This is a genomic window from Algoriphagus antarcticus (genome assembly GCF_002150685.1).
In the GTDB taxonomy this organism is placed as follows: domain Bacteria; phylum Bacteroidota; class Bacteroidia; order Cytophagales; family Cyclobacteriaceae; genus Algoriphagus; species Algoriphagus antarcticus.
The window spans coordinates 24,196-47,497 of record NZ_MSSW01000007.1 but is presented as its reverse complement, the minus strand read 5'-3'; the positions used below and the strand labels follow the sequence as shown (position 1 = coordinate 47,497).

The following is a 23,302-nucleotide window of genomic DNA, read 5'->3' as shown; positions in this document are numbered from 1 at the left end:
TACATTACAAAACGTAATTATTTGATGCACGAAAAAACGTCATTTATGTATAGAAAAATTAATGTTCGCTTATTGCCCATTACCTTAGGTTTGGCATTAGTGACGCTTTTGCCAAGTTGCGGTCTTTTTAATAAGAAAGGTTCAGCAAGCGAAAAGATGAATAGAAGAGGAGAAGTGACCGGAGTTCCGAAGCGTGAAAGCTGGCAGCAGAATCTTCCTTATGACATGGTGCCTGTTAAAGCAGGGACTTTTTGGATGGGGCAAGCTGATGAAGATATAGCATACACGCAATCGGCTCTGAACAAGCAAATCACCATTTCGGAATTTTTCATGGACAAATACGAAGTGTCCAATAATAAATACCGTCAATTTTTAGAAGCTGTAAAAAGTGGAACCTTAGAGACTGGTACACCAACCACATTGAAGGACCCTCCTCAATTTAACATTGACGAACTTAAGCCAGATACCACTGTCTGGTCTACTAGTTTCGCTTACCACTATGGAGATCCATTGATGGAATTTTATTTTGATCATCCAGCATTTGACAACTATCCTGTGGTAGGTGTTTCTTGGGATCAGGCTAAGCAATATTGCGAGTGGAAAACTTATCATATGAGAGCAAACGATGAAATGGTTTTTGATGGTCCAGCATTTGAACTTCCATCGGAGGCAGAGTGGGAGTATGCTGCCAAAGGAGGTAAAGAAGTGGCGAAGTATCCATGGGGTGGTCCTTACTTGAAGAATAAGAGAGGTTGCTTGATGGCAAACTTTAAACCTGGAAGAGGTAATTATATCGATGATGGGTTTGCATACACTGCACCTGTAGATGTATTTGCTCCAAATGGTTATGGACTCTACAACATGGCCGGGAATGTTGCGGAATGGGTACTTGATGCCTATGCTACTACATCCAGTTCTATTATGTGGGATTTGAATCCAGTTTATGAGGATCCTAATGAACCAAGAAAAGTCGTAAGAGGCGGAAGCTGGAAAGATATAGCTCATTTTCTAGAGACTAGTACCAGAACATATGAGTACGAAGATGTAGCTCAAGCTCACATCGGATTTAGAACCAAGATGACGTTTATTGGCCGTTCAGGCTCAATGGACGTGAAGAGTTCAACAAGAAGAAGAAGATAATCTTTTTCAAAAAGCAATATCAACTACCTAACATCTTATTATATCATTTTACATGACTAGTAACAGCAATTCATTTTCAGCAAAATTTTATTCCAGCATTATGCCAAAGGTTTATGGTATTGGTGCTGCTGTAGTTATTCTTGGTGCAATGTTCAAAATCTTGGATTGGCAGTTTGCTAATCTCATGATTGGAGTAGGACTTAGTACTGAGGCATTGATATTTTTCCTTTCAGCATTTGAGCCACGTTCAGAGGAAGTGGACTGGTCCAAAGTTTATCCTGAGCTCGCAGGTGATGCACCGGGAGCTCCAAGAGCACAAAGAGTAGTAGCTGGCGGAGATCAGGTTTCTCAGAAGCTTGATGAAATGCTCGCTAACGCTAAAGTAGGACCAGAATTGATTGAAAGCCTGGGCAAAGGAATGCAAAACTTAGCTACCTCAGCGCAGAAGATGGGTAACCTTTCTGATGCAGCATTAGCCACCAACGAATATGCTATCAATGTAAAATCTGCTGCTAAAACCCTGGTGGACATGAATGCCTCTTATAGCAAAACTGCAGCAGCACTTACAGAAATGTCTTCTGCATCTCAGGATGCTAAAGCATATCACAATCAAGTGGTGACTGTCACTAAAAATCTTTCTGCCTTAAATTCTGTCTATGAGATGGAGCTTCAAGATGCAAATAGTCATGTGAAGACATTGAATAAATTCTACGCTAATATGACTGCTGCTATGGAAGGCCTGACTGAAGCAGGTAAAGAAACCCAAGCATTTAAAACAGAATTATCAAAATTGAATCAGAACGTTAGTTCATTGAATAAAATCTATGGTGGAATGCTTTCCGCTATGAAAGGTTAATTTCTCTTCAATTCATTTAAAATCCATTAAAACTTAAAAATGGCAGGATCTAAAGAGACACCTAGACAGCGGATGATTGGTATGATGTATCTGGTATTGACGGCCTTGTTGGCCCTCCAGGTAAGCAACCAAATCCTCCAGAAATTTGTATTGATAAACGACGGGATGGAAAGAACATCACGAAATTTTATCAATAAAAATCAATCAACTGTTGAGTCTATCGAATATACAGTAGAGCAACAGGGTAATAAAGAAGTAGATGTGCCTAAAGTGGTGGCATCACAAGAAATCAGAGAGGCAACTGCAGAAATTTACAGGTATTTAGAGAATTTGAAGCAAGATTTGATTGTACAATCAAGAGCTAAGAATGACGAAGGTAATTTTGTGAATGCTAACCTGAAGAACACAGAAATCACAGGTAACCTTTTTGCAAATAATGGAAAAGGAGAAGAGATGAAAACTATGTTAAATGCTTATCCTGAAAAAATCTCCGAGATACTATCAGGTATAGGCTTAACAGATATGAAATTCGATGCGATTGCTAAGGATGCAGCTGACATTGAGTTATTTGCAAATGACAGGGAGGTACGGAAAAAGGATTTCGTTGCACTTACATTTATAAAGTCACCAGTAGGAGCTGTCATGGCATTGATTTCTCAGTTTCAGAATGAAGTTTTGAACATTGAAAGCGAGTCTTTGACAGCAGTAGCCAATACAATCGGTACATTCTATTTTAAGGCTGATGTGACGGAAGCAAGAATTGCAGCGTTATCAAATGTAGTGGCAGCAGGTACTAAGTTCGAAGCAGATATGTTTATCGCTTCTAGCTCCACTTCATCAGTACCTACCATGACTATTGATGGCAGAACTGTTCCAGTTGACGCTTACGGATTTGGTAAAATAGAATTTAACGTAACTCCGGCTACAGATTATGATGATCGAGGATTGGCTAGAAGAGTTATTAATGGGGAGATCGTAACAAATGTTGGTGGGGAAGATAAAGTACTTCCAGTAGAGTATGAATATTTCGTAGCTCAGCCAGTTATTAAGGTTTCTTCAGAGGTAGTTCAGCAGCTTTATGCAGACTGTGCCAATGAGCTTTTGATAGAAGTACCTGCTTTGGGTAATACCTATTCACCAGAGTTTTCCGTTAGCAATGGTCAGTCTATCAAAGGGAATAAGCCTGGTCAATTAACCGTAATTCCAGCAGCTTCTGGTAAGGTAAACATAGGAGTGAGCAGTGGGGGAAATAAAATAGGCACGGTTGATTATGATATCAAGCCAGTTCCAGCTCCTTCTCTAATTCCTGTTACATCTAATGGATCAGAACTTGATTTGAGCCAAGCTCAGGCGATCAGTTCTTTGATGGGGTTAAAGATGTTAGCTAAAGCAGAGCCTACTTTCGCAAGAACAATGGCTAAAGATGCCAACTTCGAAGTGACGGGAGGAGAAATGAGATTATTGAGAAATGAGGTTCCAAGACAAACCGTTCAGATCTCAAGTGGTAGCAGTCTGGCGATGCGTTCATTGCTTGAAAGTGCTAGAGCTGGTGATGTTGTGGTTTTTGAAATCAGACAAGTGACCAGAACAAACTTCAGAGGAAATAAGATTCCTTCAGAATTAAGACAAGTTGTCCCGATACGAGTTAAGTAAAACGTAATTAGGGATTAAGATAAACGAATGATTATGAAAAAGTTACTTCCAAAATTAATCTTGTCCCTGCTGATAGCAGCAGGCCTCGCACCGCTTGCAAGTGAGGCGCAGATAGCTGCTACAAGCGTCAATCCTTCAGGGTTTGGGGATCGTCAGTTTGATATGGACACTATCTACTCTGTCAAAAGAATCAGAGAAGATGATAAAATGTACCAAATTGGTGTGTGGAGGAGAATTGACCTTCGCGAAAAATACAATAAGCCGCTTTACGGATCTGGAGACACTAAGTCCACTGGGATTATAAATCAGATTTATAAGGCGATAGTTGAAGAGAACGCATTGGAAGTTTTTGGCGATGAGGAATTTACACAGCCACTTTCTATTGCCGAGTTTCAAGATAATTTCTGGTTAAATGCTACTGGAGATAGTATCTTCTCCAAGCAGCTCTACTACCTTGACTTCAAAGAGGATTTTGTTTTTGACAAGCATCATTCTGATATAGTATTTGATATCAAGTATCTTGAATTAGTCATGCCTTCTGAAACGAATTCCAATGCCGGACAGAAAACTATTGGTTTCATTAGGTACAAAGACTTCTATAATTACTTCAAAGATCATCCTGAAGCAAGATGGATTAATTTCCAAAACGTATCTAAGAGCTTGACTTATGCCGAAGCTTTCGAGACTAGGTTATTTAGATCTGTGGTTAGAAAGTTTACAAACTCAGAAGAAGCCTTGATTGTTGACCTTGTTGCCGCCGATAATCCTAATCCCGAAATGCAAGCTTATATAAATGCACTCGAATTTGAGTACAACTTATTAGAATACGAAAACTCCCTCTGGGAGTGGTAATAAATAAAGGGGCTTTAAGCTCCTTTATTTTTTTCTTTCCATTCTATCAAAGTCCTTGCACGACTAGATCCAATCACTCCAGCTATTTCTTCTTCACTAGCTTCGCTTATTTTCTTCACTGATTTAAAGTGGCTCAATAAGTTATCAGCTGTACTTTTCCCAATTCCAGGAATAGAAGTCAGCTGAGTCCCAAAAGCATTTTTGCTTCGCACATTTCTGTGGAATGTAATTGCAAATCGGTGTGCTTCATCACGGATTCTTTGTAATAGCCTTAGGCTTTCAGATTTCTTGTCTATGTGAACAGGATAAGAATCTCCGGGAAAGTAGATTTCCTCCAGTCGCTTAGCAATACCGATAATAGGCATCTGACCATAAACTCCCAACTCTTTCAGCGCATCTACAGCCGACGATAGCTGTCCCTTACCCCCATCAATTACTATCAGCTTTGGCATTGGCTTGCTTTCATCCAATAGGCGCTTGTATCTCCTGCCTACGACCTCTTTCATACTGGCGAAATCGTCTGGACCTACCACTGTTTTGATATGATAGTGTCGATATTCTTTTATAGCGGGCTTGCCATTTAGGAAGCATACCATACTTGCCACGGGATTTGTGCCTTGGATATTTGAGTTGTCAAAACATTCGATATGATCTGGGATTTCTGTTAAACTCAAATCTTGCTGAAGCTGTCGAATCACGCGATCTTTCTTGTCTTGATTTAGACCAACTAATAAAGCTTTTTCCTTTTTATAGTAAAGCGCGTTTTTCAGCGAGAGTTCGATTAGCTTTTTCTTATCTCCAATTTTAGGCATAAATACATTCAAACCTTCAATAGGCTCTGTCAATTCAATATTTAACAAAACCTCCTCTGCATCACTTTGGAACTGATCCTGAAGTTGGATCAGGGCGGTTAAAAGTAATTGTTCGTCTGATTCGTCCAATTTCTTTTTAAGCTCTACATTCTTAGATGTGATCAGCGATCCATTTTTCACACGCATGAAATTCACGTAAGCACTTTTCTCATCGGAGACTATTGTACATACATCAAGGTTGTTGATCGAAGGACTTGCTACAAGTGATTTTGCTTGATATTTTTCCAAGGATTCAAGCTTCCCCTTCATCTTATGGGCTTTTTCAAATTCCAGGTTTTCAGCGTGCATTTGCATTTCCTGCTTGAAATAAGACTTTGCCACACCTAGATTGCCCTTCAAAATATGCTTAGCCTGTTCCACGTCTTTATGGTAGTTTTCTTCATTTTGAAGACCAACACATGGGCCTTGACAGTTCCCGATGTGGTATTCCAAGCATACTTTATATTTTCCCTCAGCTACTTTATGCGGAGATAAATCCAGCTTGCATGTTCTGATGGTAAATAAATCTCGGATCAAATCGAGTACCGTGTTCATTGCCTTCACGCTTGCGAAAGGGCCATAGTAAGTGCCTTTTCTAGGGATCATTTTCCTAGTCGGGAAAATTCTGGGAAAATTCTCCTTTGTCAGCAGCAGATAGGGATAGGTCTTGTCGTCCCTAAGAAGAATATTGTATTTGGGGTGAGACTTTTTTATGAGGTTATTCTCTAGTAGAAGCGCATCAAATTCGCTATCCACTAGCGTTATTTCAATTCTTCTTATCTCTTTGACCATTTTTCTGGTCTTGAGATTCACACCAGTATTTTTATTGAAGTAACTACTTACGCGCTTTTTGAGGCTTTTGGCTTTGCCCACGTAGATTAATTCATTATCCTCATTGAAATACTTATATACGCCTGGATGATCGGGCAGGGTAAGATGATCAGTAGGTAAAAAGGAGGATGACTGCATGGTCTAAAATTAAAAAAACAGCCTTGGATTAAGGCTGTTTTGAAAGAGGATTTATGTTTTTCTAAAAATCGTTTTTCTTCGCGTCGTAATCAAAATCAGCAAATCGCTGGCTTTCTTTTTCATAGACATCACAATCTATCTCTATGCTCAGCGGGCGATCTGGTCTAGGGAATGGTCCCTTGGTGTAGCCTAAGCTTTGATCTGCATATACTTTTGCCATATAATCCACCCATATTGGTCTTGCTGTTCTACCGCCTTGTCCCGCAACCCAGCTTCTGAAGTGAATGGCACGATCATCTCCACCTACCCATGTACCACTGACTAGATCTTTGCTGATTCCCATATACCATCCGTCAGATGCGTTTTGAGTAGTTCCTGTCTTACCTCCCAATTCATTCCCTTCACGTAATGAATATGGTACACCCTGACTGGTTCCACCACGCTCCTCAAAGCCTCCTCTCAACATATAAGTCATTAAGTAGGCATGTTCTTCACTCATTGCAGGTCTCTTTTTGGCGGTGAACTGCTGGATCACATTACCGTTTTTATCTTCAATTCGGTCTATATAGAATGGTGTAGTATGTTCGCCTTTATTGACAAAAGTCCCGAAAGCTCCTACCATTTCGAAAATAGAGACATCATTTACACCAAGTGCCAAAGCAGGTACTTCTTCCAGATCACTGGTTATTCCTAATCTCCGGGCTGTTTCCACCACTATTTTTGGACTCAATTTCTTCATCATATAGGCAGTGATGGAGTTGACGGATTCAGCCATGGCCTGACGAATAGTTAATTTCTCATAGGTGAACTTCCCATTAGCATTGGAAGGACTCCATGCAGGCTGCCCTGGAATATAAACTTCCACCGGCTGATCGATGACGCTATAGCATGGGCTATAGCCGTTTTCAATCGCTGCAGCATATACGAAAGGCTTGAACGTAGAACCCGGCTGCCTCTTGCCTCTTGATACGTGGTCAAACTTGAAGTATTTGTGATCTAATCCACCCACCCATGCTTTTATTTGTCCAGTATGTGGATCCATACTCATAAAACCTGTCTGAAGGAATTTCTTGTAGTATCTCATGGAATCCATAGAACTCATGAGTGTGTCTATTTCTCCTTTTTCCCAAGAGAAAACCTTCATTTGTTTCTTCTCATTCAATTTCAGATTGATAGAGTCCGTGTCGTTACCAAACCGAACTTTAAGCAATCGATAGGCTTCCGTTCTCCTTACAGCGTCTTCGATGAAATTCGGAATGATACGATTCTCCCCATCTACCCAAGGCTCTCTAGTGCCCATTTCCTTATAGAAAGCTGCTTGTAAAGTTTTCATGTGATCACTTACAGCTTCTTCAGCATAGCGCTGCATGCGGCTGTCGATAGTCGCAAAGACCCTCAGTCCGTCGCCATACAGATCATAGGCACTTCCATCTGATTTTAGATTTTCCTTCGTCCATTTAATTAAGTCTGCCTTTACAATTTCACGGAAATAAGTGGCCAAACCTTTATTTTGATTTGCAACACTGTAGTTCAACTCGATCGGTAAACTGGCTAAAGAATCAAATTCTGCATCTGTCAGCACATCATTATTCCTCATTTGTCCCAACACAGTATTTCTTCTGCGGAGGGAATTCTCAGGATTATAGACCGGGCTGTAATAGGAAGGAGCTTTGAAGAGACCTACAAGAACTGCGGATTCTTGAATTGCTAGATCAGCAGGAGTCTTATTGAAGAAAGTCTTAGCGGCAGTTTTGATTCCAAACGCATTGGATCCGAAATCTGAGGTATTGAGATAAAGAGTTAGAATCTCATTTTTGGTGTAAGATTTTTCTAATTGAGTAGCTACAATCCATTCTTTAGTCTTAATGATAAGCATGCGAAGTCCAGGAACGGAACTAAGCAAACCATTGCTAGCATCCGTTCTTGTCTTGAAAAGGTTTTTGGCAGTCTGCTGACTGAGTGTAGATCCACCTCCGGCATTTTGTCCAAGTAAAATTGATTTGACAAAAACCCGCATCATTGCCTTCATATCTATGCCTGAGTGATCCTCGAATCGCACATCTTCTGTAGAGATCAGTGCTTTGACCAGATTAGGAGATAGTTCTTCATATTTCACCGGGCTTCTATTTTCCCTGAAATATTGGCCAAGCAATACCCCGTCAGTAGAATATAGTTCGGATGCGATCTCAGAGTCAGGATTTTCCAATGCTTTGAAGTCAGGAAGTGATCCGAATAGCCCAAGGAAATTGATACTGATCATCCAGACAAATAGAATGAAACCAAAAAATCCGGCTATAAAGGCGATCCAAAGAATTTTTATGGTCTTGGCCACCCAAGTGGAAGTTTGGGGTTTTGCTTTGTTACTCATAGTTTACTTATAAGCGGACTTAAAGAAAGTCCTATATTCTTCTAATTCTTCTAAATTTTTGCTTTTGCTCAGAACCTGAAAGTTTTCAATCGTTATGACGAATGAGTTTGACTTTACTTCTTCAGGAAGTTCATCGGATTTAAATTCTTTTTGAAACTTACTGTAATACTCTTTCGCTTTTTCTGCATTTGAAAAAGGGCTAATGATGAAAATCGCATTCTCCCACTTATTCATATTTCCTGTTCTGAGTCTTTCCTTTGAGAAATTTGATGAATGAAAATTCTCCAAATCCGCTAAAAGATTTTTTGCAGCGTCTGCCTGGCTCTGTTCCATTACGATCACAAAGATGTGCGTAGCGCTTTCGCTGTATTTATACGGTGACTCAGCCAATGCCTCATTTTCGCCATTACCAGCTAACTCTTTGTTATCAACCTGGGTGGAATCACCTGCTTCAATTTCTTTAGGATTAAGTTCTGCCAGCTCTGCCAGAGATAGCATAGGTTTTAGCATATTCCTTGCCAAATCTACCAAATTCTGATCTTGAGTATTCTGAATATAATTTTCCAGTCGTTCGCGGTATCTAGCACGGCTTTCAGTTTTGCCAGTAACCATGATATCCAAGAGTAGAAGTCGCTCTGTATTTCGAGTAAGAGGATATTCTTCTAGGGCAGATTTTATAAGGGTTTTACTGGACTGGTATTGTCCGTCATAATAGGCATTGTATGCTTGTTCGTATCTTTTTGAAGATTCCACATAGGCCAAATTGCCAGAGGCGGCATCGGGATTATTTACTGAGAAAGTGTACTGCGAATCAGGGAATTCTCCGTTCAGCCGACTAACATATTGTTGTGAATTGCCACTCAAATCTTTTTGTGCCAAATACAATAAATAATAAGCCTCAGGCTTCCTCGAAGAGGAAGGGTATTCACGAACCAAGGTTTCTAGGTTACCAATACTTAGCTCAGTTTCTTTCAGATCAAAATATAGTAGTTTGCCTAATTCGAAGTAGGACTCCTCCAGCTCTATGTTCAGAGTTTGGATCTGCTCCGGGGAATTAGGAATCCCTGCCAGTAGATCATCTATAGCTGGTAATTGACTGACAGGATTTTCTGGTTCAGTTGCTATAGAGTCATTTTCAAAAGGGTCGGGAATAGTGGGAGCAGCGCTCTGAAAGCTAATTGCGCTTCTCCTCCAGTTATCTTGCAGAGGTCGATTCCCCCAAGTACGAATGAAATCTATCGCCCCTTGTTGCATCGCAACACTGTTGTCAAAATAAAATGATGAACCTGAACCTCTGTCACTGAAAGCTAAAAGGTTGTCAAAAATGCTTGTGCTTTGCGGTTTTTGAAGAGCTTCTGCTTTTCTAATAAGCCGTTCCTCTTCCGATTTGATATAAGTTTCAGCCACCAATTTTTGCTCATCTGGAGTCAATTTTGCTAAGGTCAGTAAGCTGTCATTGCCATGGATTCGCTCAAAGTGGAATACATACTGATCCAAAGATTCTTTCTGACTCGTGATTTCGATAGCTGCAGGGTCACCTTCGTTAATAAATGTGAGGGCAGAATCCAGGTAATACTTAGTAGCCCGGTAATCTTTGAACTCGGAAAGATTTATTTCCGCAAGTTTCTGATAGATATAGCCTTTCAATCGTGGATTGCTGCCAGGTTCTTTTGCTGACTGATGCAGTAAAGCTAAGGTAAGTTCAGTATCTCCCTGTTTTTCCTCAAAAAGTGCCCGCTCGTAAATAACCACATCTTTTAAATCGCTGTTTTTTGGATCATTGTAAAGATCATCATAGTACTTTCGGACTTTCCGCAGGTCTTTTGAAGCATTCAGTTCTGCTACCTGCTGTGCGTAGAGTTGTGCGTAAAAGCTTCGCTCATAAGGAGGATTTCCTATAAGAGACTTTTCATAATATTCATGGGCCAATGCATCGAAGCCTTCTCGCTGATAGCGCTGAGCGAGTATAAAGTTTATTCTAGATGCTTCTTTATTATCTTGAGAGTATTCGATAGCCTTGTCCAAAGCACCGATTACTCCACTTCTATCTCCTCTTTTTTCATAATAATAAGCAAGTGTCCTGTAGAGTTCATAGCGATTTTCATCTGACACACCGTTTTCCTTTGAGAGGTAGTCAATCGTAAAATTCGCATTTTCAAATTCCCCCTGATCGATATAGAGTCGAAGTAGTGTGATCAGGGTCTGATGCCTTAAGTCAGCACTTTTTGAATTTACGTTGACATACTTGAAAGTATTCTGCGCGTCGTCAAACTGGGATTGATAATAATCAAGCTTTCCAAGAATGTAATAGCTGTCATCTACCCAATTACTGATTTTATGCCATTCGATTGCTTTGGAGGCCAATTCTCTGGAGGATTGAAGTTTCTCCGCATTAGCTTGAATCGTCGTCGAATCAAATGGAATAAAAACAGGAAGGATCTGGGTGAAATCTTCTTTGTAATTCTGAAAAACTTCTGATTCCACCTCTTTTAATTTGACATCCGCGAGGTAGTAAGCATTGAAATGAGCAGTTACATTGTGGAATGTCCTGTTAGTAAAGGTGTTGCGCTCTGAAGAGCACGCTCCGCTAAAAATTAAAATGACTAAAGTTAATCTGGAAGATATCCTCATAAGTTGTTTTGCTCAATTAAAGCAGCAAAATAGGTTTTTTGGCTTACTTAGTGAACGAATTCAATGGTCTATTATTTGTACTGGATCGAGTCAGTGTCATTTAATTTCCGATTTTTATTAATTAAAAGCTTGTACTACAGCAATTATGAGCCAAGATCGCAAAGATACCAAACCAAACAGTACCCCAGTTTATGTGAAATATATTGGCCTATCATTTCAGCTTTTTGGGATTATCGGCGCAGGAACTTGGTTTGGCTGGTGGCTACAACAGAAAAGCGACATGAAGTTCCCTGTTTGGTTGCTACTTTTCTGTTTCCTGTCGATTATTCTCGCATTCTACCAGCTTTGGATGTCCATGAAGCAGGATAATAAGTGAGTTAAGAAAAATGGGGTAATTTTGTGGACAAATGTCAAAAACTATGAGTTTGCCTAAAAATATGCACGTCCAATTCCTACTTTTCTCGGTAGCTGTTGCAGGGTTGATCGGTTTATTTTGTGTTTTATTGCCAATTATCATACATGAAAAGATCTGGAACATTTATTTTTTCATGTTGATTTTGTCCTTTTTGATCAGTTTACTGAATGCGTTTTTACTGAAATCCTTCGCTGAAAATTTCTTCAATATCATTGTTTTAGCTATGATTCTCAGATTTATAGGTTCAATAGCGTTTATCGGATTATCCGTTTGGCCAGAAATGGAAAATATTCTTCTGTTTATAGCGGATTTCTTCGTTGTTTTTTTGTTCTACTTAGTTTTTGATATCTACGCCTTTCTGTCTAACTTGCGCCCGATTTCAAAGTAGCCCTCAAAAAAAAGAGTTAATGAAGCGTAAAATACTGGTCCTAAGTCTTTTAATTTCAGCATTTCTGCTTGTTTTTAATAGCACCACCTTCGCCGCAGAGCAAGAAGAAGACAAGACGAGCTTCATTATGCATCACGTGAAGGATTCCCATGAGTGGCATTTTCTGACTCTTGAGCACACGCATATTACCTTGCCGCTTCCCGTTATCGTCTATTCTGGCGATAGAGGATTGGAGTTTTTTAACTCTTCGGATTTTCAAAATCACGAGACTCATGCATTTGGCGAAGAATATGCTCACGAAGGTTACTTTATAGATGAGCACGACCATTTAGGTAGAGTAGATGGAGCAAGCTTCGTAGAATTCTCGATTACCAAAAACGTGGTTATGCTATTTATAGTATTGATCGTTGTTGGATGGTTGGCACTTTCTGCAGCCGCTTTCTATAACAAGAATGGTGCTGTAGCTCCAAAAGGTGCTGCTGCGATCATTGAGCCAATTGTTATTTTCGTTAGAGATGACATAGCTAAGGAGGCAATTGGCCCGCAATACAAGCGTTTCGTTCCTTATTTGATTACACTTTTCCTTTTTGTGTGGTTTGGTAATTTGCTTGGGCTGATCCCGGGTGCCGCCAACATGACCGGAAATATTGCAGTTACTATGGTTTTGGCTGTATTGACTTTCATCATTACGAATGTGAATGGAAATAAGGATTACTGGAAACATGTATTCATGACTCCAGGTGTCCCTCCGTTGATGTTGTTGATCATCGTGCCTGTTGAGATTATTGGTTTATTTACCAAGCCTTTCGCATTGATGGTTCGACTTTTTGTAGCGATCACTGCAGGTCACATTGTAATCCTCGGCTTTATAGCTTTGGCTTTTATCTTCGAATCGTACACTATCGGTGTTGCAAGCACACTGATGGTTACCTTTATAAATCTAATTGAGTTGTTGGTTGCCACTATTCAGGCTTATGTGTTCACGTTGTTCACAGCGATGTACATTGGCTCTGCGGTAGCTGAGCATGCTGATGCAGATCATTAATTTTAGTAATTTCTTTGTTCAATTTATAAATTCAAACTTATGTTAACTATTATCTTGTTGACTGCTGGTTACGCTCTAATGGGAGCTGGTATCGGTGCAGGTATTGTCGCGATTGGCGCAGGCCTAGGTATCGGTCGTATTGGTGGTCAAGCTATGGAAGCTATTGCTCGTCAGCCTGAGGCTGCTGGTAAAATCCAGGGTGCAATGTTGATTATTGCAGCCTTGATTGAGGTTGTTTCTCTATTTGCAGCAGTTATCTGTTTGTTGATCGCTCTTAACATCGCGGGGATCAGCTAATCAAAATTTGAGAAGGGATTGGCGCTAGGCCTTTCCCTTTTCTTTATTCTATTGAACAATCTGAAATAACACATACCCCATGGATTTAATCACACCAGGTACCGGTCTTATTTTCTGGCAATTATTTGGCTTTTTAGGCCTACTTTTCATTCTAATCAAGTTCGCATGGAAGCCTATGCTAGCGGCATTGGATGAAAGAGAAAGCAGCATTAACAATGCGTTGAAAGCTGCTGAGACTGCCAGGAATGAAATGGCAAACTTGAAAGCTGAGAATGAGAAACTTCTTGCTGAAGCCAGACTGGAAAGAGATATTATTTTGAAGAAAGCACAAGATGCTTCTGTGAAAATGATCGATGATGCTAAGGGCGAAGCTGTAAAAGCAGGTGCTCTAATGATCGAGAATGCAAAAGCAGTTATTGAAACTGAGAAGAAAGCTGCTTTGGCAGATGTGAAAGCTCAAGTCGCTGCTCTTTCTTTAGACATTACAGATAAATTATTGAGGAAAAATCTATCAGATGACAAGTCTCAAAAAGAGTTGGTTGATGGATTCCTCAAAGAACTTAAGCTTAACTAATACACCTCCATGTCAAACCAGAGAGTAGCATCCCGCTATGCGAAGTCAATCATGGAACTTTCTTTGGAAAAAGGAAGACTAGAGGAGGTGCATACAGATTTCCTACGTCTTACCGCGTTGGCAGCTAGCAATCGTGAATTGGCATTGGTTCTTAAGAATCCTGTTATCAATTCCGACAAAAAATTGAATGTGCTGAAAGCACTTTTTGCTAAAGGAGCAGAGCCACTGACCATGACGTTCTTCGTTATTGTTTCCGGTAAGAACAGAGAAGAGATTCTTCTGGATGTAGCAAAGGAATTTGAAAACCAATACAATCTTCACAAATCTATTCAGGTGGCTGAAGTGACTACTACCTTCCCGATCGATGATATGCTTCGAAAGGAGTTTTCCGAAGTAGTGAAAGAAATTTCTGGTAAGAAGACAGTACAATTGGTGGAGAAAATAAATCCAGACTTGATAGGTGGATATATTTTGAAAGTAAATGATCGTCAGCTGGACGAGTCATTGAGTAGCAAACTGAGACAGTTGAAAACTCAGTTTACCCAAAATCATTACGAAAGTAAAATCTAACAAAAAGCATTAATCTATATATCATGGCAGAAGTAAGACCTGATGAAGTTTCGGCAATTTTAAGAGAACAACTCTCTGGTGCAAGAACCGAAGCTGAACTCGAAGAAGTGGGTACAGTCCTTCAAGTGGGGGATGGTGTAGCTCGTATCTATGGACTTTCTAAGGCTCAGTCTGGTGAATTGCTGGAATTTGACAACGGTCTGAAAGCAATGGTACTGAACCTTGAAGAAGACAATGTCGGCGCTGTGCTTTTCGGTGACTCCAAAGGAGTGAAAGAAGGAGATACAGTAAAGAGAACTAAGAGAATTGCCTCGCTTCAAGTAGGTGAAGGAATGCTTGGCCGTGTAGTGGATACCTTGGGTAATCCTATTGACGGTAAAGGTCCTATTACTGGTGATTTGTATGAGATGCCTTTGGAGCGTAAAGCTCCTGGTGTAATCTTCCGTCAGCCAGTTACCGAGCCGCTTCAGACAGGTATCAAATCTATCGATGCGATGATTCCAATCGGTAGAGGACAAAGAGAATTAGTAATTGGTGACCGTCAGACCGGTAAAACTGCGGTAGTTATCGATGCTATTCTCAACCAAAAAGAATTTTACGACAAAGGTGAGCCAGTTTTCTGTATCTACGTTGCAATCGGTCAGAAAGCATCTACCGTTGCTGGTGTAGTAGCAACTTTGGAAAAATTTGGCGCACTTTCTTATACAGTTATAGTTGCAGCTCCTGCATCTGAGCCAGCTCCAATGCAGTTCTTTGCACCTTTTGCCGGTGCATCGATCGGTGAATTTTTCAGAGATACAGGTCGTCCTGCTTTGGTGGTTTATGATGATCTTTCTAAGCAAGCCGTAGCTTACCGTGAAGTTTCCCTACTATTGAGAAGACCTCCGGGACGTGAAGCATATCCTGGAGACGTGTTCTACCTTCACTCTAGATTGCTAGAGAGAGCTGCAAAAATCAATAAGTCCGATAAAATCGCTCAATCAATGAACGATTTGCCAGATTCTATCAGGCATTTGGTAAAAGGTGGCGGGTCTTTGACAGCACTTCCAATTATCGAAACTCAAGCTGGTGACGTCTCTGCCTATATCCCGACTAACGTAATCTCTATTACTGACGGTCAGATCTTCCTAGAGACCAACCTTTTCAACTCTGGTATCCGTCCTGCGATCAACGTAGGTATCTCGGTATCTAGAGTAGGTGGTAACGCACAGATCAAGTCTATGAAGAAAATCGCCGGTACATTGAAATTGGATCAAGCGGCTTTCCGTGAATTGGAAGCATTCTCTAAGTTTGGCTCTGATCTAGATGCGACTACCAAGCGTACGATCGAAAGAGGTAGAAGAAACCAAGAGATCTTGAAACAAGCACAGTACTCTCCAGTATCTGTAGAGCACCAGGTAGCTATTATCTATGCTTCTACTAGAGGCTTGATGGATACAGTTCCAGTGGAAAAAGCTAGAGCATTTGAGAAAGAATTCTACACACTTTTGGATACTACTTATCCTGAAGCGCTACAATTCATCCTGAAAGGTGACGTAGATGCAGCTGGAAAAATTCTTACTAAGGCGGCTGCTGAATTAGCTCCTAAATTCTCGAAATAATTGATTTGAATTCCGGAAGGCGTGAGTCTTCCGGTTATTTATACCCTAGCACAACGTAACCAAAATGGCTAACCTTAAGGAAGTAAAGGAACGGATCACCTCAGTAGTCTCTACCCAGCAGATCACTAAGGCTATGAAAATGGTATCCGCCTCCAAACTTAGAAGAGCTCAGGACAAGATCGTACAGATGCGTCCTTACTCTCAGAAGTTGACCCATATCCTGAATAACGTATCAGCTGCTTCTGACGGAGCTTCGGATGTCGTTTTTGCTGAAAAAAGAGAAGTGAGAAATGTACTGATCATTCCCGTTACTTCAGATAAAGGCCTTTGTGGTGCTTTCAATTCAAATATTATCAAAGCAGGGAATCAGACGATAGCTAGGCAGTTTGCTGGAAAGAACATCACAATTCTTCCGATAGGCAAAAAGTCATTTGAAGCCTTCAAAAAGCGTGAGTTCAACATGGTGACTGATTATTATCAGTTATTTCAGGATCTTACTTTTGAAAATGTGAGAAATGCTGCCGAATATGCGATGAATTCATTTATTGCCGGTGAATACGATCAGGTAGTGTTGGTATACAACGAATTCAAAAATGTAGCTACTCAAGAAGTGCAGGTGGAGCAATTCTTGCCTATGGCAAAAGATGATTCTACTGAAGAGAAAACTACTGAAACTGAATACCTTTTGGAACCATCCAGAAAATACATTATCGAAGAATTGGTGCCGACTTCATTGAAGATCCAGTTTTATAAAGCTGTATTAGAAAGTAATGCTTCTGAGCATGGCGCAAGAATGACAGCGATGGATAAGGCTACTGAAAATGCCGGTGAATTGCTGAAGGAGCTTCGATTGATGTACAACAGAAGTCGCCAGGCTGCTATTACCAACGAAATTCTAGAAATAGTCTCCGGTGCTAATGCACTTGAAGGCAAGTAATAAACGATAGACCTAATTTCCGAAACCACGGCTCGCAAGGGTTGTGGTTTTTTGTTTTTCTATTGCAGAGTGGTAGCGGCGAAAGATTTATCGCCCTTACTATCCAGTTGCAATGGGTTCCTTTTCAAAAGTCCCTTCCTTGTATCCATCGCTCAAAGAATACATCATACGATTGGTAAAAAGGTGCGCCTCTCTGATCAATTTCTTTAAATATCATCTCTTTTTCCAATAAAGAATCGATGGATTTGAATACCGTAGCTGCACTTCCTAGCTTGTTTTTGCTAATAAAATCCTTGGAAGTGGGGGCGAAAACTACACCTGTTTTTGCGATGGCTACTAAAAGCCTCCATTGCTGTTTGCTCAACAGCGATCTGAAGTGGAAAAAGAACACTTCTTGTTCCTTTAAAATTTTTTGTGCGCAATCCTGCCAATCACCCTGTCCATAGATTTTCTTGATCAACTGAAATAATCTGTTGCAGAGATGCTGGACATAATAAGTACGACATTTCGTCCAAATCAAAATTTCATCTGCTAGAGCATCTGTTAATATTCTCCCATGTTTTGCAAATGTCATGACGATAAACTCCCTGTATTTCTCTTGAGGTATTTTTTTCAGTTTGAATGAATTTGTACTTTTATAAAAAGGTCTTTTCGGATTCGAAAATAGTTCAGAAAGTATTGTTTGTCTGCTTCCGGAAAACAGGAACGTTACACTATGGAGTTGCTGGATAGTACTGCGTAGCCAAGCGTCTGTATTCTTTTCGGGGTAGGAATGGATCTGCTGTAACTCGTCAATAGCCACTATGTTCGGCTGATCAAGTTTTGATAGAAAAATCAAAATATCCTGCACAAGCTTCTCATATTGTTGCACTTGAAAGGAAACCTGTGGAGTGCCACTAAGCTGGTCAAAACTGATAATTGGTCGTAAACCTTTTATAAATTCCCAAACGCGCTTTCCAATTGAGCTTTTTTCAGGAAATGATTGGACCAAAGCGGAACCAAGTGCATCAAGAAATTGCTGCTCATTTTCCGTAGCTAGAATATCCAGATATATGAATCCATACTCATACGGTAATAAATATTTGATATGTTGGATCAATGCAGTTTTCCCTAGCCTTCTATTACCCACTAAAAGACAGGATTGCCCGTTTTCAAGAAGCTTTAGGATATGTGAACTTTCGTCCTCCCGGTCGCAGAAGTAGTCCGAACCATAATAGCTAGTTGTAGGAAATGGATTGCTTGGAGTTTGAAATTTCTTGGTTTCATTGAATTGATTTAATAAGAGTAATTTACCTTTTGTAAATTTCCAAAAGTAAATCTATCTCCTTCTAATTATTCTGATTTGATAGCGCTGCCCTCTATTGGTTTTTATAAGTGGAGCCTTAGGCCTAGATTGAAGCCAATTGTCTTAGCTGAAATCCCATGAAATTCCTCATCAACATTCTTGTAGTTGTTTTCACCTTTTTTGGAGTTATCTCTTCTGCTGAGAAAGCCAAAGCGCAAGCGCGCCTACCAAATATTGTGGTTATTTTAGCAGATGACCTAGGCTATGGAGATATAGGAGCTTTTAACTCAGACAGCAAAATCCCAACACCTCATATCGACCAATTGGCTTCGGAAGGAATGATTTTCACCGATGCGCATACGCCTTCAGCGGTTTGCACGCCTACACGCTATGGGTTTTTGACTGGCAGATATAACTGGAGAAGCACATTGAAGAGCGGTGTACTCACCGGTAATTCTCAGGCCTTGATTCCTGATAATCGTAGCACAATTGCCTCAGTGCTCAAAATGCAGGGATATCACACTGCTTTTATCGGCAAGTGGCATTTGGGTTGGGATTGGGCGACAACTGATGGTGATCCGCTGACCGCTGATGGTTGGGGGCCAAATGATTTCGATCAGATTGACTTCTCCAGTCCAGTGACCCACACGCCAAATGATCTGGGTTTTGACTATGCTTATGGGCATGCTGGGTCACTTGATATGGCCCCTTATGTCTATGTGGAAAATGGGAAAGTGACTGCCGTTCCAGATACAATCACGGTGAATACTGGAAAATATTCTTGGTGGCGTGAAGGCCCAACATCTCCTGACTTTGATCATGAGAAGGTAACGCCGAATTTCTTTGAAAAATCAATCCAATATATAGAGGCCCAAGCAAAAGACGAAAAGCCATTTTTCCTATACCTAGCACTACCTTCTCCGCATACTCCGATATTGCCTCCTGCATACTGGCAAGGCAAAAGCGGATTAGCTCCTTATGGAGACTTTATGATGATGATCGATGATTATGTGGGAAAAGTAAATGCAGCGCTTGAGAGAGCTGGGATAGCCGAAAATACCCTCGTTATTTTCACGAGTGACAACGGAGGTTCTCCAGCCGCAGGACTAGATGTGATGCAAGCAGCAGGACACTTATCCAACTACATCTACCGAGGTCATAAAGCGGATATATTTGAAGGAGGACATCGCGTTCCTTTTATAGCCAAGTGGCCAGCTAAAATCCAGAAAGGGACTTCACGAAGTGAGACAATCTGCCTCACAGATCTGATGGCAACAGGAGCAGAACTTACAGGCTATGAGTTGAAGGATAATGAAGGAGAGGACAGCTATAGTTTACTGAAGTTGTTTGATGCAGATCATAAAGTCGAAAGTTTCCGTGAAGCAACAGTTCATCATTCGATCAACGGGAGTTTTGCGATTCGTGAAGGGGATTGGAAACTGATTATGGCCAAAGGCTCTGGAGGCTGGAGCTTTCCTAAGCCAAATGATCCTGCCGAAGAAGATCTTCCAGACGTGCAACTGTACAATCTATCCGCAGATCCAGGAGAGACTACGAATGTCCATGCCGAAAATGCTGATAAAGTAGCATCGCTAAAAGCCCTTTTATCCAAGTATATCAAAGAAGGTAGAAGTACCCCTGGAGCCCCACAATCGAATGACAAGATCGAGGGCGAGTGAAAGCAGATTGGATTTGTGGAGGATTGAAAGATTTGATAGCGGTAATTTTTTCGCAACGACTCGGCGGCGCAACGTATTACCAGGAACTCTGAATTTGTGATTTTGAGGTAAGAGTCTGGGGTTTTAAGGCTGATACATTACGAAAAGAGTTGCTTCCTGAAATCCTCCAGAGAAATTTTGGTCGCTTTCCCTGACTTAACCTCTTTTATCGCTTCTTCAGTGTTTTTATTATAGCGAACTTCTTCTATCTCAATAAAAGGCAGCGTTTTAAGGTATTCATAGAATGCCTTTGCCTGTTCGCTACGCCTATCTATTTTTATCGTTATTTCCATATCCAATCATTTAGATGATACTACCTCAATAATACATGATTGCATTCCAAAACCTACCATCAATATTTGATCTCCAGTTGAGGATGAACTCTTTACAGAGGAATTACAAATTCCAGAAAATAGAAAAGCGTAGATACAATCTACGCTTAGTGGAGCAACCCCGGAGAGGTGGAACTTTTGGAATCAGAATTGCAAATCCATAAAAATACAGAAGTGTAGATACTCCCGATCATTATCTTGGGCTATGCTTAGAATAACAAGGGTTCTACAAATTCCTGGGAGAATTTCTTAGTCGAGTCTCAGAGGTAACCATTATAATAAATTTATTTAGGGTTTTAGTTTTTTTTTTTATAATTGGATTCACTTTAAACGTAATAGTTATGAACAAAAAAATTTTAACTTTCTTTGGCATGTTTGTTATTGCAATTGTATTGGATTTTTCTAGCGCTATCTTTTCTCCAAGGGGCTCAGAGATTACTTCGATTTTCACTAAGACTTTTGCCCTAGAAGAAGAAGGGGAAAAAAAAGACTGGTATTATTTTGACTGTCCGTATACTAATGGGCAATATTGTAAGACAGTCAAAAGTGATTCATTTTGTGGAAGGGCAAAGAATTCACCTATCAGTGCTTGTCCCCTTTAAGTGATTAATAATTTTGGATTAAACCTGTTTTGCCATATTTGGCTGAACAGGTTTTTAAACTATTTTAATAAAAAATCAAAATGAATTTTTCTCATTTGTACAGGACTATTTTTGTTGCTTGTTCGTTATTGTTTAACTTTTCGTGTTCCCCATCTAGGGAGGCTGAAAGAGTAGATTTTAATGTAACTGTCGAAGATAGATTTATTGAAACACATGATGAGCTCGGGCATTTTTACTACTTCAATCAAGTAAAGAATGATTCTTTAATTATTTTTAATGTTCTCAATCATTCTTTGGAAATAGTAGATTTAAAGGAAAATAGACTAATTAAATCTATAAACTTTGAGTTGAATGGAATGAACTCTGTTGATCAAGTACGGGGTTTTTATTTTCACAATTCAGATTCTATTTTCTTGGCTGAGGGAGATTCAAGAGTTTCACTTATGAATATAAAAGGGGAATTGATTAATAGATATTATAACTTTTCGGATAGTTTTGATGATGGTGATAGGGAAGAACTATACGAAAATAATCCTTCGCTTGATTTTTCTTCCCAGCTTTTATTTAGCCCCATCACCGATGAAATATTAGTGTATTTTCAAAGTTTTGACCAGCCTGAAAAGAAACGTATTTTTTCAGCGTTTTCTATTGAAACGGGAAAATCTAGATCCCTACCAATTTATTATCCTGAGGCTTATTTAGGACAAAGGTTGGATTTAAGTAAACTTTTTTTATCCTCAGCAACACAAAATGAGAATGGCTTCGCTTTTATTTTTTCGGGAAGTCCCAATGTATATAAATACAATCTTGAGACAGGTGAAATCTCCTTTTCTGAAGCATCTCCTCCTTTTGAAAAAGTGGAGGGTGATGAAATTCCATTTGGATCAATATCTAGAGAGGAGAAGCAGTTGTATATGGCAAATAATCCATTTTACTATAAAATTCATTATGACTCTAATAGCGAACTTTACTATCGCTTGAGTAGCCCCCCAAGACCTAATTCTATAGAGGAAGACTTCCACTATGTTAATTACAATAAAATCTTGATATCGATTTTAGATAAAAATTTTCAACATATTTCAGACGTTTATTTGCCCAAACAGAATACTTATAATGTTGGTTTTTCTTTTGTTACATCAGATGGACTATGGATAAGCTATAACTCTATGCATCAAGATGATGAGCGATTTATTAAAGGGGATTTGATAAGATTTAACATTGATTTAGAATAATTCCGTATTAACACCTTTAAAAATCTGATCTCTAATTTTTCGTAGGAGTTTTTGATTTTCGGCGTGTTGATGTATTAAAACAAAACCCTGCAGATTTCTAAAAACTTGGAGGGTTTGTGGTTTATAAAGAGATTGCTTCGCTCTGCTCGCAATGACGTTTGCCCCTACAATCGGATTGCCCTTGCCACCACCTTTGCCATAATTCCCAACCCTTCCGTATTAGGGTGCACTCCGTCAGGAAGCAAATCCTCGTGTCCCATGAATGGAGTATAAAGATCTACTAGCTCAGAGCCGCTCTCATCGGCGATATCGATCAGCATGAGTCGCTGCTCGTTGTTCATCACGTCTGGAGTAATTCCAAAATTTACGCGAGTTACGGGCACAGGAAGGATCACATATACTTTCCCATCTACAGGCATTGTCTTTTTGAATTCATAGATCATGTCGAGGTAATCCTGTCTGAATTCTGAAGCGTATTGCCAGTTCTGTGGTTTGGAATCGTTCGTTCCCAGCATTATGATCAGAATGTCCGCTTGAAAGTCTTTCACTTGCTGAAACTGCGGCTCAATCCAATATGGGTTATCTCCTTTGCGAAGCAATGTTCTTCCACTGACTCCAAAATTACCCACTTCGTAAGCATCACCGAGAATTGTCTGCATCTGTAGTGGCCAGCTGTCAGGATTGTCTCTTCCCGGGCCTTGGGTGATGCTATTGCCTACGCAGGCGATTTTGATAGGTGCTTGCGCCAAAGAAACGGTGGCGAATCCTAGAAAAGCGACTAAAAGTAAATTGAATTTTTGCATGAGTAAAGGGTTATTGGGTTGAGAATTGGCTGGTAAATTACTTATTTATAATTGTCCGCAATGAGGCCATTCAACTTAATCTCTTTGATTGAAAGGTTGGAAGTCAGGTGACGGATGACCGAAGTAGCCGAATTTAAATCCTTTTCCTCATTCTATATTGGCCACATTATATTGGCGTTAATT

21 protein-coding genes are annotated in these 23,302 nt (G+C 40.1%); 15 read left to right on the top strand and 6 right to left on the bottom strand.

The window, feature by feature from the left end; genetic code table 11:
• Positions 1 to 45: 45 nt before the first annotated feature.
• The 4 genes from porK to porN are packed head-to-tail and all read left to right on the top strand — an operon-like array spanning position 46 to position 4,501.
• Complete coding sequence (porK, locus tag BVH04_RS03930; RefSeq protein WP_086540026.1) at positions 46 to 1,140, top strand: T9SS ring complex lipoprotein PorK/GldK; 1,095 nt, start codon at positions 46 to 48, stop codon at positions 1,138 to 1,140.
• A gap of 52 nt (positions 1,141 to 1,192) precedes the next feature.
• Positions 1,193 to 1,996, top strand: a complete 804-nt coding sequence (gene porL / locus BVH04_RS03925) for a type IX secretion system motor protein PorL/GldL (protein WP_086540025.1) — start codon at positions 1,193 to 1,195, stop codon at positions 1,994 to 1,996.
• 39 nt (positions 1,997 to 2,035) lie between these two features.
• Complete coding sequence (porM, locus tag BVH04_RS03920; RefSeq protein WP_086540024.1) at positions 2,036 to 3,649, top strand: type IX secretion system motor protein PorM/GldM; 1,614 nt, start codon at positions 2,036 to 2,038, stop codon at positions 3,647 to 3,649.
• 33 nt (positions 3,650 to 3,682) lie between these two features.
• A complete protein-coding gene (gene porN, locus BVH04_RS03915) occupies positions 3,683 to 4,501 on the top strand; it encodes a type IX secretion system ring subunit PorN/GldN (RefSeq protein ID WP_086540023.1) in 819 nt (272 codons plus the stop codon).
• Between the two features lie 14 nt (positions 4,502 to 4,515).
• Here porN and uvrC read toward each other — a convergent pair whose 3' ends face one another.
• The 3 genes from uvrC to porW all read right to left on the bottom strand — a co-directional run bounded on the left by uvrC (position 4,516) and on the right by porW (position 11,320).
• Positions 4,516 to 6,321: an excinuclease ABC subunit UvrC gene (uvrC, locus tag BVH04_RS03910; protein WP_086540022.1), complete on the bottom strand. Its 1,806-nt coding sequence runs from the start codon at positions 6,319 to 6,321 to the stop codon at positions 4,516 to 4,518.
• A gap of 61 nt (positions 6,322 to 6,382) precedes the next feature.
• Positions 6,383 to 8,689 carry a penicillin-binding protein 1A gene (locus BVH04_RS03905; RefSeq protein WP_086540021.1) on the bottom strand — a complete coding sequence of 769 codons (2,307 nt, stop codon included), beginning with the start codon at positions 8,687 to 8,689 and terminating at the stop codon, positions 6,383 to 6,385.
• Between the two features lie 3 nt (positions 8,690 to 8,692).
• Entirely contained in the window at positions 8,693 to 11,320 is a 2,628-nt protein-coding gene (gene porW / locus BVH04_RS03900; RefSeq protein WP_086540020.1) for a type IX secretion system periplasmic lipoprotein PorW/SprE, read from the bottom strand.
• Between the two features lie 145 nt (positions 11,321 to 11,465).
• On the opposite strand from porW, the gene BVH04_RS03895 reads away from it, so the two are divergent.
• From BVH04_RS03895 to atpG, 8 genes are all read left to right on the top strand, one after another.
• Positions 11,466 to 11,696 (top strand): AtpZ/AtpI family protein, encoded by a 231-nt coding sequence (locus tag BVH04_RS03895; RefSeq protein ID WP_086540019.1) that lies wholly within the window; start codon positions 11,466 to 11,468, stop codon positions 11,694 to 11,696.
• A 43-nt stretch (positions 11,697 to 11,739) separates the two neighbouring features.
• On the top strand, positions 11,740 to 12,123 hold the full coding sequence (locus tag BVH04_RS25725; protein WP_086540018.1) for a hypothetical protein: 384 nt from the start codon (positions 11,740 to 11,742) through the stop codon (positions 12,121 to 12,123).
• A 19-nt stretch (positions 12,124 to 12,142) separates the two neighbouring features.
• Positions 12,143 to 13,168 (top strand): F0F1 ATP synthase subunit A, encoded by a 1,026-nt coding sequence (gene atpB / locus BVH04_RS03885; RefSeq protein WP_086540017.1) that lies wholly within the window; start codon positions 12,143 to 12,145, stop codon positions 13,166 to 13,168.
• 39 nt (positions 13,169 to 13,207) lie between these two features.
• The gene (gene atpE / locus BVH04_RS03880) at positions 13,208 to 13,465 is read left to right on the top strand and encodes an ATP synthase F0 subunit C (RefSeq protein ID WP_057939158.1); all 258 of its coding nucleotides are present in this window, start codon (positions 13,208 to 13,210) and stop codon (positions 13,463 to 13,465) included.
• Positions 13,466 to 13,544: 79 nt separating this feature from the next.
• On the top strand, positions 13,545 to 14,039 hold the full coding sequence (locus BVH04_RS03875) for a F0F1 ATP synthase subunit B (protein ID WP_086540016.1): 495 nt from the start codon (positions 13,545 to 13,547) through the stop codon (positions 14,037 to 14,039).
• Positions 14,040 to 14,048: 9 nt separating this feature from the next.
• A complete protein-coding gene (gene atpH / locus BVH04_RS03870; RefSeq protein WP_086540015.1) occupies positions 14,049 to 14,609 on the top strand; it encodes an ATP synthase F1 subunit delta in 561 nt (186 codons plus the stop codon).
• 23 nt (positions 14,610 to 14,632) lie between these two features.
• On the top strand, positions 14,633 to 16,210 hold the full coding sequence (gene atpA, locus BVH04_RS03865; RefSeq protein WP_086540014.1) for a F0F1 ATP synthase subunit alpha: 1,578 nt from the start codon (positions 14,633 to 14,635) through the stop codon (positions 16,208 to 16,210).
• A 64-nt stretch (positions 16,211 to 16,274) separates the two neighbouring features.
• Positions 16,275 to 17,147, top strand: coding sequence for an ATP synthase F1 subunit gamma (gene atpG / locus BVH04_RS03860; protein ID WP_086540013.1), 873 nt, complete (start codon positions 16,275 to 16,277; stop codon positions 17,145 to 17,147).
• A 124-nt stretch (positions 17,148 to 17,271) separates the two neighbouring features.
• On the opposite strand, the gene BVH04_RS03855 is transcribed toward atpG, so the two are convergent.
• Positions 17,272 to 18,465: an AAA family ATPase gene (locus BVH04_RS03855; protein WP_086540012.1), complete on the bottom strand. Its 1,194-nt coding sequence runs from the start codon at positions 18,463 to 18,465 to the stop codon at positions 17,272 to 17,274.
• 104 nt (positions 18,466 to 18,569) lie between these two features.
• Here BVH04_RS03855 and BVH04_RS03850 point away from each other — a divergent pair, with 104 nt between their 5' ends.
• Entirely contained in the window at positions 18,570 to 20,111 is a 1,542-nt protein-coding gene (locus BVH04_RS03850; protein WP_086540011.1) for a sulfatase family protein, read from the top strand.
• Between the two features lie 137 nt (positions 20,112 to 20,248).
• Here the strand turns inward: BVH04_RS03850 and BVH04_RS03845 are convergent, their stop codons facing one another.
• Positions 20,249 to 20,443 (bottom strand): hypothetical protein, encoded by a 195-nt coding sequence (locus tag BVH04_RS03845; protein WP_086540010.1) that lies wholly within the window; start codon positions 20,441 to 20,443, stop codon positions 20,249 to 20,251.
• 380 nt (positions 20,444 to 20,823) lie between these two features.
• Here BVH04_RS03845 and BVH04_RS03840 point away from each other — a divergent pair, with 380 nt between their 5' ends.
• Together BVH04_RS03840 and BVH04_RS03835 are read left to right on the top strand one after the other, a co-directional pair.
• Positions 20,824 to 21,084: a hypothetical protein gene (locus BVH04_RS03840; RefSeq protein WP_086540009.1), complete on the top strand. Its 261-nt coding sequence runs from the start codon at positions 20,824 to 20,826 to the stop codon at positions 21,082 to 21,084.
• Between the two features lie 80 nt (positions 21,085 to 21,164).
• The gene (locus tag BVH04_RS03835) at positions 21,165 to 22,316 is read left to right on the top strand and encodes a DUF4221 family protein (protein ID WP_086540008.1); all 1,152 of its coding nucleotides are present in this window, start codon (positions 21,165 to 21,167) and stop codon (positions 22,314 to 22,316) included.
• A gap of 164 nt (positions 22,317 to 22,480) precedes the next feature.
• Here BVH04_RS03835 and BVH04_RS03830 read toward each other — a convergent pair whose 3' ends face one another.
• Positions 22,481 to 23,119 (bottom strand): GDSL-type esterase/lipase family protein, encoded by a 639-nt coding sequence (locus tag BVH04_RS03830; RefSeq protein ID WP_086540007.1) that lies wholly within the window; start codon positions 23,117 to 23,119, stop codon positions 22,481 to 22,483.
• Positions 23,120 to 23,302: the final 183 nt, after the last annotated feature.